At 55.1% G+C, this 9,939-nt stretch carries 9 protein-coding genes; 2 read left to right on the top strand and 7 right to left on the bottom strand.

Annotation, left to right across the window (positions count from 1 at the left end):
* Positions 1 to 241: 241 nt before the first annotated feature.
* The 3 genes from Q0859_RS20725 to Q0859_RS20715 are packed head-to-tail and all read right to left on the bottom strand — an operon-like array spanning position 242 to position 3,529.
* Positions 242 to 1,171 carry a TniQ family protein gene (locus Q0859_RS20725; RefSeq protein WP_299154910.1) on the bottom strand — a complete coding sequence of 310 codons (930 nt, stop codon included), beginning with the start codon at positions 1,169 to 1,171 and terminating at the stop codon, positions 242 to 244.
* Positions 1,117 to 1,974, bottom strand: coding sequence for a TniB family NTP-binding protein (locus Q0859_RS20720; protein WP_299154908.1), 858 nt, complete (start codon positions 1,972 to 1,974; stop codon positions 1,117 to 1,119). The genes Q0859_RS20725 and Q0859_RS20720 overlap by 55 nt, the downstream gene beginning before the upstream one ends.
* Positions 1,952 to 3,529, bottom strand: a complete 1,578-nt coding sequence (locus Q0859_RS20715; RefSeq protein WP_299154906.1) for a Mu transposase C-terminal domain-containing protein — start codon at positions 3,527 to 3,529, stop codon at positions 1,952 to 1,954. The genes Q0859_RS20720 and Q0859_RS20715 overlap by 23 nt, the downstream gene beginning before the upstream one ends.
* 229 nt (positions 3,530 to 3,758) lie before the next feature.
* On the opposite strand from Q0859_RS20715, the gene Q0859_RS20710 reads away from it, so the two are divergent.
* Positions 3,759 to 4,229: a tetratricopeptide repeat protein gene (locus tag Q0859_RS20710; protein ID WP_299154915.1), complete on the top strand. Its 471-nt coding sequence runs from the start codon at positions 3,759 to 3,761 to the stop codon at positions 4,227 to 4,229.
* A gap of 445 nt (positions 4,230 to 4,674) precedes the next feature.
* Positions 4,675 to 5,559 (top strand): helix-turn-helix domain-containing protein, encoded by an 885-nt coding sequence (locus Q0859_RS20705; RefSeq protein WP_299154904.1) that lies wholly within the window; start codon positions 4,675 to 4,677, stop codon positions 5,557 to 5,559.
* 7 nt (positions 5,560 to 5,566) lie between these two features.
* Here the strand turns inward: Q0859_RS20705 and ugpC are convergent, their stop codons facing one another.
* From ugpC to Q0859_RS20685, 4 genes are all read right to left on the bottom strand, one after another.
* A complete protein-coding gene (gene ugpC, locus Q0859_RS20700) occupies positions 5,567 to 6,652 on the bottom strand; it encodes a sn-glycerol-3-phosphate ABC transporter ATP-binding protein UgpC (protein ID WP_299154902.1) in 1,086 nt (361 codons plus the stop codon).
* A gap of 10 nt (positions 6,653 to 6,662) precedes the next feature.
* Positions 6,663 to 7,514 carry a carbohydrate ABC transporter permease gene (locus Q0859_RS20695; RefSeq protein ID WP_299154899.1) on the bottom strand — a complete coding sequence of 284 codons (852 nt, stop codon included), beginning with the start codon at positions 7,512 to 7,514 and terminating at the stop codon, positions 6,663 to 6,665.
* Positions 7,514 to 8,401, bottom strand: a complete 888-nt coding sequence (locus Q0859_RS20690) for a sugar ABC transporter permease (RefSeq protein ID WP_299154897.1) — start codon at positions 8,399 to 8,401, stop codon at positions 7,514 to 7,516. Before Q0859_RS20690 ends, Q0859_RS20695 begins: the two co-directional genes overlap by 1 nt.
* A gap of 77 nt (positions 8,402 to 8,478) precedes the next feature.
* Positions 8,479 to 9,909: an ABC transporter substrate-binding protein gene (locus Q0859_RS20685; RefSeq protein ID WP_299154914.1), complete on the bottom strand. Its 1,431-nt coding sequence runs from the start codon at positions 9,907 to 9,909 to the stop codon at positions 8,479 to 8,481.
* Between the last annotated feature and the right edge of the window lie 30 nt (positions 9,910 to 9,939).

Below are 9,939 nucleotides of genomic sequence, written 5' to 3'. Positions count from 1 at the left end.
TTCTTCATCAGAATCTCCTCTTTCATCATTCGAGAAAATTCTACTTCAGCACACCCCTAAATTTCGGGGGGATTACCCGCTCAGCAAAGCTGTCACTGTACCCTAATTAATCAGAATCTACGGATTGGACGCCTTTTCGGCGGTTTTTGCACCCTTAATTACAATATATCCACAGGGTACCGCATCATCGCATGATGCTGCTTTTGCGCTTCCAGATTGAATCGGCACGCACCAAGAGAGTCTATCGGCTCGCATTGGATCCAAGCTCGGATATGGCCTGGCGGGCTGCGCGCAGGCCACCTTCGGACGCAACTGGTCGGTTCGCTCTTTGCGTTTCCTTCTTTGGCGAAGGCTCTAATTTCTGTCGGCGCGGAAGACGCATCTCGAGGTCCTGCGACAACCTGCGGACTCTCTCGATTAATCGGCGATGTTGAGGAAAGACGCGGCGGAGCTCCCAGAATGCCCTGTCGTTTCCACGCAGTAGGATCGCTGCGCCCAACAACGGAAGGGTTGTGCAAACATCGACCGCTGCGAGTGCTGCCGATCTCTCCAACTGGCCCCGAGAAGTAAGCTGCGCGGTGTGGGCCAGACCGAGCAAATTCAGGATGGAAAGGGTGAAGGAGATCCTGCGCATGCATCGAAGATCGTTGTCTAGGACTGCGGTCTTCAGCACGGCCGCACCGCGCGATGCGCGGACACGCAGCCTATCGGAGATGCCGTCAGCTAGATATTTCGCCATAAGGGGTCGACCACAGTTTTCGCAAGTCAGCGACCACGCGAAGCGCCAGTGCCGTAGGATCACATCGGGCGTCTGGACCATACAGTTTATGCAAACCTGGAAGTCATCGTTCGATACATATTGAACCGGAAGATGCATCGTGTCCGGAAGCGTCATGGCCGCGATATCATCCCGCGTCTGCTCAACCGCCGGAGACAGACGAGCCCAGTTCACCTGTCCGAGATCGTTCATACGTTCCGGCACCCTGCCCTGCCCCAATCCGAGATAGCCGCAAAGCTCTTCGACTGAACAATGATTGGCCCGCGCCAACCGCCCGATCCAGCTCGAGAGGAGCTCGTCGGGTACCGGCGGCGGGCGGCGCGGCAAAGGGTTCACGTTCACCCGAACTCTGCCATGGGCTGGCGCGGAATACTCCAGGCGTGCTTCGCCCATACCGGCTGCCAGGATTGAACTGCCTCGTCGGTGATCCGCTCGTCACCGGTCTCGATCGCTTCGATGGCCAAAGACTTGATCATGATAAACACGCGCGAGGTGACGCCGCCCGTCACCTTCAAGATCGTTCGAAGCGACGCCACCGTCAGGCCCGACCGCTCCTCGAGTGCCATCGCGGCGATCAACGTTTGGATCAGCCGAGAGAACTCCACATCGTCCTCCCAGAGCGGCAGATAATGTTCGTCCAACCGACGGGCCAGTTGGTCGTCACCGCGGACGGCCTCAAGGGCTTCGTTGACACCGAAGACGACGAGCGTAGCGCAGAGATCGTTGGCCAGGAAGCGTAGCATGTTCAAGAACCTGCGCTGCTCCCGATAACTGCCCGCGAGCAGGTTGTGCACCTCATCAATCATCAGCATCTTGAGGTCCATGTCCCGACGATGGCTGAGCGCGCGCACCTCGAGCTCGGACACGGTATGGCGGCCCCACATCGGGGCCCCGATCGTCGACAGGATATGCTGATAGAACCGCCGCTCGTCCGGGGCCGGCGGTGCCTGAACCAGCAGGATGGGTGTCTTCGTGACGCCCAGTTCTGCGTTGTACTGCGTCGGGTATTTGCTCGCCATGCGCTTCGCAATCATCGTCTTGCCAATGCCGGAACTGCCATAAACCATCAGGCCCGGCATCCGACTCTGATGCGGCATTTCCATCAGGGATGTCAGTCGGTTGAGAACAATCGTTGCACGGTCGAATGCGATCCAGTGATCGGTGCGGATACGGTCAATTCTTTCGTTTGGGGTCATCGAACTCTTCAATCGGATAGGTGGGAAGATCAGGGTTGCCGGTATCGATCGCAAACATTTCCCGGGACGGATCGCGGCGCGGCTGTTGCTTGGGAAGCCGGGCTTGGCGCTCACTCTCCAGACGAGTAGTCCTTGTCTTCTGACGCGCCGCCTCGGCCAGTCGTCTTTGCGCGTCAATCACCTGGAACAAGGCCTTCTCATTGATCCGGCCTCCATGCCTGTCCTGCCATTCCTTCCGCGCCCGACGACTTTCCCAAAGCGATATCCGGGGATGGCTCAGATCCCGATACCGCGCCAGGATCATGCGCTCGTCATCGACGAGAACCCAGACCTGTGACAGGTCTCTCGGGTCATACTTCACCTGCACCTTGCCGCTGCCCCGTCCGACCAACGACGCAAAGGCATCGCTCCAGTAGTGCACCCCAAAGAGCGTGATCCCGGTACGCCCGAGCTGGCGCCACTCAAAAGGCAGGAAGCTTGTCCGGAAGGCTTCGACGTCGACAACCTGCCGTCCTGCAGTATCCCCGCCCAAGTCAGCCCAGGCTGCAAACGGCGTTCGTCCGAGTGCCTCATGACGTGTATTGTGGTAGCGACATATCTCCAGATAAAGCCAGTCTTCGAACTCGGCCAGGGTCAGGACGGCATGTTTCTCACTGTCATAGTCGCCCTTTTCGGTGGCCGAAGACTGGGTGGTCCCAGGCAGCACATGTACTGCCCCCATGGCCGTCCCGATCAGACGTTCGATATGGCCACCGAAGTGAGTTGCACCTGGCGGACGATATTCGACGGAGATACCCCAATCTTCGCAAGCCGATGAGAAAGCTTCGCTGTGGAACTCCTGGGCATTGTCAACATGGATTGCCTTCGGGATACCCGACGTCGGCCACACTAGCTCTTCCAGCGTCCCGGGGACGTGGATCGATTTACGGCGCATGCAGTGATCAAGGCAGAGCGCGATCGACAGAACCGACGGTGCATCGTAGCTGACAAAGGCTCCAAGAACGATCCGGCTTGCGACATCAATGGCAACCGTCAGATATGGCCGCGCAAGCGGCCGCCGATTGACGTGATCAACAAGTATTATGTCGGCCAAGGTGTGATCAATCTGAACAATGTCCAGCGGCGTTCCGACCGCAAGCCGACCAGGGCGTGCCGCAAAGCGCTTGTTCGCCTCCTTTGCGCCACGGCGCCTTCGAACGATCTCTTTCTCATCCATTGCATCAAGCCGAGCTTTTACCGTCTTTCGGGTCGGTGGCTGGAACCCCTTTGCCTCGCATTCCGAACGGATCTCTCGCCAAATGCGCAAAAAACTGGATCGCTCGCGAACCAGGTAGTAGCGCCGCAGGCGCACATCAATGAGGTCTTCAACTTCTCGCGTGACCCGTTTCGACCCCGGTTTCGGCCCGCGGCGAGAGAGCTCCAGCGCCGCAGCCCGCCCATCGTTCTCACGCAAACGGCGATAAAGCGACCAGGCATGGCTCTTTGCCAAACCCAGTTCCCAGGCGGCATCTCCGATCGCGGAACTGATCGGCTCACCGTTCTTTTCAAGCTCCAAAATTGGACGGAGAACCGAAGCTCGATGTTTTGCTAGACGCTCGCTGACCACGCCAATCCCCTGCCCCAACTGGTCAGCACTTATCCACAAAACCGACCGTATGCTAATAAAGGGTACAGTATGGTAATTAACGGTACAATATGAAAATTAAGGGTACAGCCAACCATTGATACCACAGGATAATTCTAAACCGGATTCTGATTAATTAGGGTACAGTGACAGCTGGGGGCTGCTCAAATACGACGAGTCGCTTGCCTCCCTGGAACGCGCCGTTGCTCTCAACCCAAACTGTTCACTGGCCTATGGCAGTCTTGGCACCTTGCTTGGTATCCTTGGACGCTCGGATGAGGCTATCGCCAATCAGGAAATCGCCATCCGTTCCAATCCGCTCGACCCAAGTATTTTCTTTCGCTTTTCTGGCTTGGCTTTGGCCCATTACATGGCCGGACGCTTTGAAACGGCGATCGAGTGGGCAGAGCGGGCGATACACCGAATGCCAAGATGGTACTTCGCGCATTTCGTTTTAGCCGCAAGCCATGTGGCGCTAGGTCACGAAGAAGACGCGGTCAAAACCGTCAAATCTTGTCAGAAAGTGTTGCCTGATATCTGCGTCAACGACCTTGATCGCGTTCCTCTGAAAGACACCGACAAACTGAACGAACTGCGGGCGCGTTTATTCAAAGCAGGTTTTGCTAAATGACTGATAGGTTTGTCAAAGCAGCCTTTGGTGCAGCCGCAGCGAAGGCTCACTTCGTCCGCCATACCGCAATCCGCCCGCCTTGCAGCTAAGGTCCGGGGTGAGCCCATACCTCCCAAGATGATGCACTGCGGCTAATGTCGGCTTACGCGCTTTTTGGCCCTGTTGAATTTCAAACAGGTCAGTAGGATTGGCGCTGAAGCCTTGGAGATCAAACTTGGAACACCTCAAACCGTTCAAAGAGCGTGAAGTCTTGCGCCTAGAGTCTGTCAATACGCAGTGCTAAATAATTATCTCTGAACAAGTGGTTTTCGGGTCAGATCTTGAGGCTGCTGTCGTACAGATCGATTTCTGCAAGGTCGCATCTCACGAAGGTTCATGTTAGGATTTCTAAGTAAGCCCTCGACTTCACGTACGAGCGCTTTTGCCCGTGTGCGAGGACAATTAGATGACAGGTTTGGAAGCCGAGCGAGGATACCTCTCACACTACGCTCATTCAGGTTACGTCTCGAAAGACCGGGTGGTCTATATGCAACACCATCAACCTGGTAGCTTCGTCGAACACTTCCACTTTCACCCCTCGATAGAACTGAATTATCTTGTCGACTGCGACATGCTCTACTCCTTTTCGGGAACCGAGATAGAGATCCAGCGCAATCGGTTTTGCGTGTTCTGGGCAGCCTTTCCACACCGAGCGGTTGGTGTGAATGCTGACGGCTGGATCACAAACGCTTACGTCTCCTTGTCGGAGTTTCTTCGCTGGTCGCTCCCTCCGGCCTTCGTGAACACGCTTCTCAGTGGCGCAGTGCTGCTAAGCAAGGAGCAAGATCCCGGAGATGGACCGTTAACCCAGCGATGGGCAAGGGAACTTGATCAAGAGAACTTGGAGTGGCAACGCCTTCATGCCAGCGAAGTCGAGGCCCGGCTGCGGCGCATGGCACTGGAAGGCTGGGACGTGCTCCACCAACCAAATGAGGCGACAACGGAAAAAGCTATCGGCGGCAATGCCGTCGTTCAGTTTGAAAAGATGCTGCGCTATGTCGCTGAGCACTATGCGGACGGGATCAACAGTTCAAACGTCGCGCAGGTGGCAGGGGTTTCGACTAACTACGCGATTCTGCTCTTCAAAAAGATGCTTGGCCGGACGATCAAGAGCCACATTACCGACATGCGGATCGCACACTCCCAGATGTTGCTTGCAGAGACCGATCAGAAGATCGTCACCATCTCCATGGACTGTGGTTTTGGATCGGTCTCGGCATTCTACGAAGCATTCTCCGAACGCACTAGCGTGTCCCCAGCCGTGTTTCGCAGACAAAGCTTCAAAGGATGAAACTCCCTCAGTCGAGCAACGAGCCCGAGCGGATCGTCTGCCCTTCAGAGGCAAAGAGATGACACGCATCCGCTTCGATCTTAAGCGCGCATTGATCACCCCTACTCAGCTTGTTCAGGCCATCTTCCTTGACGATCACAGGTTCGGTCTCACCCACATCGACATGTAGCATCGTTTCCGGACCAAGACGCTCCGATAGGACAACCTCGCCTTTCAGTTCGCCCTTCGTGTCAATCGTGATGTGTTCCGGCCGCACGCCCAAGACTGCAGGACCGGACAAACGTTCAGACCCGTCGACTACGATGAAGCCTCCGTTTGGAAGGTCCACCTTGGTTTTGCGATGACCGTAGTCCGAGAGTTCGACAGCGAATGTGTTCATCTTTGGCGAACCCATAAACTGGGCCACGAACAGAGAATTGGGGTTGTGGTAAAGCTCCAGAGGCGAGCCAACTTGCTCGATACGGCCCGCATTCAGCACGACGATGACGTCGGCCATTGTCATCGCTTCGATTTGATCGTGCGTGACGTAGATCATCGTGCTGTCGAGCTCGGCGTGAAGTCGAGAAATTTCCGTCCGCATCTCGACCCGAAGTGCGGCGTCGAGGTTTGATAGTGGCTCGTCAAAAAGAAACACGCCGGGTTCGCGTACAATCGCGCGACCGATGGCGACACGCTGCCTTTGGCCGCCCGAAAGCTGCGCAGGCTTCCGATCTAGTAGCCGGTCAAGTTTTAGGATAAGCGCAGCATCGCTTAACTTTTTCTCGGTGGTGGCCTTCGACTGGTTGGTCATACGCAGACCGAAGGTGATGTTCTCTGCCACTGTCATGTTTGGGTAGAGAGCATAGGACTGGAAAACCATCGCGACACCACGTTTGGCAGGTTGCACGATGGTCACGTCCTTTCCACCGATCATGATGGTGCCTGCAGTTGTATGCTCCAACCCGGCGATCATGCGCAGAAGTGTCGATTTCCCACAGCCTGACGGGCCAACGAAAACGCAGAAGGCGCCATCGGGGATTTCAAGATCGATGCCCTTGATGACTTCGTGCGTTCCGAAGCTCTTTCTTACATCCTGTAGTTCTACTTTTGCCATCGGATTGCCCTCAGCCCTTTGTTGCGCCGAGCGTCAAGCCAGCTATGAAGTGTTTTTGCATCATGAAGAACATCGCGACAGGTGGGAGTGCAGCGATGATTGAAGCCGCGGCAATCAATTCCCACGCTGCTTTCCATTGGCCTTTCAATTCACTGATCCCGGCCGTGATTGGACGCACGCTGACCGACTGGGACATGATGGTTGCCCAGAAAAAGTCGTTCCAGATGAAAGTGAAGACGAGCACGGCTAGCGCAGCGATTGCCGGTCGAACAAGCGGTAGTACGATGTAGTAAAAAATCTTCCAGTCGTTCACGCCCTCGACCCGTGCGGACTCGATCAACACGACTGGCAGCGCCTTGATGAAGTTCCGCATGAAGAGCGTGCAGAACCCGGTCTGAAACGCAATGTGGAACATGATAAGGCCAATGGAGGTATCGTAAAGCCCCATATCAATCGACAGATCACGCACAGGAATTGCAAGGATTTGGAATGGCACGAAGTTCCCGGCGACGAACAGAAAGAAGATGATCAGATTGGACCGGAAATTGTAGATCGCAAGCGCATAGCCTGCGAGCGTTGACAGGATCAAAGTCCCGATCACAGTAGGGATCGTCACCTTGAAAGAATTTAGAATGTAGTAGCCGATATTGCTGCGTGTGAAGACCGACGTATAGTTTTCAACACCTGCAAAGTTCGACGGCCAACCGAAATAGTTGCCAGCGTCCAGATCAGCGGCAGGGCGGATTGACGTGAAGGCAATACCCAAAAGCGGCAGGAGCCAGAGGAACAGCGCAATAGGCAGAATGACCTTGTAGCCTATTCGGATCAGCGATGACGAGTTTTCAATTGGCGTGGGAAACATTACGCGTTCCTCTCTTGCGCGAGCATCCGCACGATGAACAGGCTGATGAAGACGAGCATGATGGCGAACAGAACGACTGCGATCGCAGCGCCGTATCCCATAGCGGTGCCATACTCGGACAGGGATTGTTCAAACATGAAATATGACAGGACACGTGATGACCCGTAAGGGCCACCGGACGTCATGATAGCGATAAGATCAAAGGATCGCAGCGCACCTATGACAGTCACGACAACTGCGATGAATGTGGCAGGCCTGAGCTGTGGCAGGACCACATACCAGAGCATCGAAAATCCCTTCGCATTGTCGAGTCGCCCGGCCTCGATCAGCTCGGAATTGATCGAATTGAGACCTGTAAGATAGAGGATCATGCAATAGGCGATCTGGGGCCAAAGCCCTGCCGCAATGATCCCGTAAGTAACGAGGTCTTCTTCGGCAAGAACCGCAATCGGTGTGCCGAACAACCAATCCAGAATATTTGGAAGCAACCCAAGATTCGGGGCGTAGAACCAACTGAAAATCAGGCCGACGACAACGTTGCTGATCACGAACGGGAAGAAGAAAAGCGACTTATAGAGCCGGATGCCGAAGACAGATTGGTTAAGGAAGAGCGCGACAGCCAAGCCCGCAGGAACAGCCGCGAGATAAAGCAAAAGCCAGATAACATTGTTCTTGAGCGACGTATAGAATGAGGGGTCGTCGAGAAGATCGCGATAGTTTTCAAAGCCGACCCAAGTCTTCTCGCCGAGGCCATCCCAATCGAGAAAGCTGATCATGACCGACTGGATAACCGGATAGATCACATACACTGAAAAAAACAAAATTGCCGGTGCGAGAAACAGCCACGGTGTCAGACTGGGTGGCGGACGGCGGTTCGGCGTCGACATTAACGTGATCTTTCTGAGTGAGAAAAGAGAAGAAAAATGCCGGCGAACGCTGGGGTCCGCCGGCAGTCAGGAAGGTATTACTTGTAGATGCGCTGCCGCGTGGCTTCCAAGCGCTCAAGAATGTCATCCATGCGCTCTGGACGCGCCATGAACTCCTGAAACCCTTCCATGGCAGCTTTGGCCATGTCGGCGTCTGCATCGCGGTCGAAGAATTGCGACAGACCTTCAGCGGTCGAAAGCATCTCGAACCCAATGTTCAGATACTTGTCATCAACAGGTGTCGCCTGATTGTTGACCGGCATCCGAATAGTTGTGGCATTGTAGGCTGTCTGCTGGTCGGGCGTACCGACGAACTCAAGGAAGAGACGCGCATTGTCCGGGTTCGGCGCGCCGACCGGAATATGGTAGGAGTCCATCGGGGCCTCTTCCGCACGAGGCACATCAGCATTGATTGTCGGGAATGACATCATCCCGAGGCTATCCTCGGTCATACCACCGTTTAGCAAAGTCTTCACGGCGAAAGCCCCGATCACGTAGTTGGCCGCTTTCCCTTGGGCGAGAAGAGCGGCAGCGCCGTCCCAATCGATCGCTGCGTTATCGGCCGTGATGTAGGGCGCGATGCGCCCCCAGTTTTCGAACGTCTCACGCACGCGCGGATCAGTCCACTCGATCTCACCAGCAGCAAGCTGCATATGGAAATCGAACCCATGTGTCCGAAGGTTGATTAGATCGAAAATGCCAGCACCCGGCCAAAGATCCACAGTACCGGTTGTCAGGCAGTCAACTTCGATCGCCGCAAACTTCTCACAGTTCTCTACAAACTCATCAAAGTTCGCAGGCTCAGACGCCCCTGCCCGCTCATAAACGTCGCGGTTAAAGAAGACGGCCCATGGCGCTTGCTGATATGGCACGCCGTAGATGTTGCCATCGATTGTCATCGAGGATTCAGCAGCGCTGAACTGTTCGTTAAAGCCCGCTTTGGCCCACAGGTCATCGATAGGCTCGAAGAGACCTGCTTCTACGAACGGACGCATCCGATTGCCTGCGAACCACGCTACGACATCGGGCGGGTTGGCGGCCAAGAAGTTTCGGAACGAGGCTTTATAGGTTTCGTCATCGAAGTTGTTCCAGGTCACTTCGATGCCTGGATGTGCTTCCTTGAATGCCGCGATCAGGTTTTCGGTCGCTTCAATAGACTGTTCAGTCGAGCGTGGCAGGTTAATGATGAGCTCTTCGGCAAAGACCGGGGTGCTGAGCAATGATGCGGCAACGGTCAGGCCGGTAAGTGATAGATGTTTACGCAATGTAGATCCTCCAAGTTGTTTCGGCTCGGATGCAACAGCGCCTAACACTTTGCTCCAGTCCGTTTTCTCGAGAAGCAGATCGACATCGTACTCCCCGTCCCTACCATGAAGATGCTTCCGGTAATTTCTTCGCCCATTCGCGCCAGTTTCTCCGGTTTTTGATACTTGCCCTCCATCGACCTTCCTATTCAGTTGAGCGATCACACCCAAAAGAAGCACTTTCCGGAAAAAACG

The organism is uncultured Tateyamaria sp. (genome assembly GCF_947497045.1).
Classification (GTDB): domain Bacteria; phylum Pseudomonadota; class Alphaproteobacteria; order Rhodobacterales; family Rhodobacteraceae; genus Tateyamaria.
This window is presented reverse-complemented; position numbering and strand designations above follow the sequence as displayed.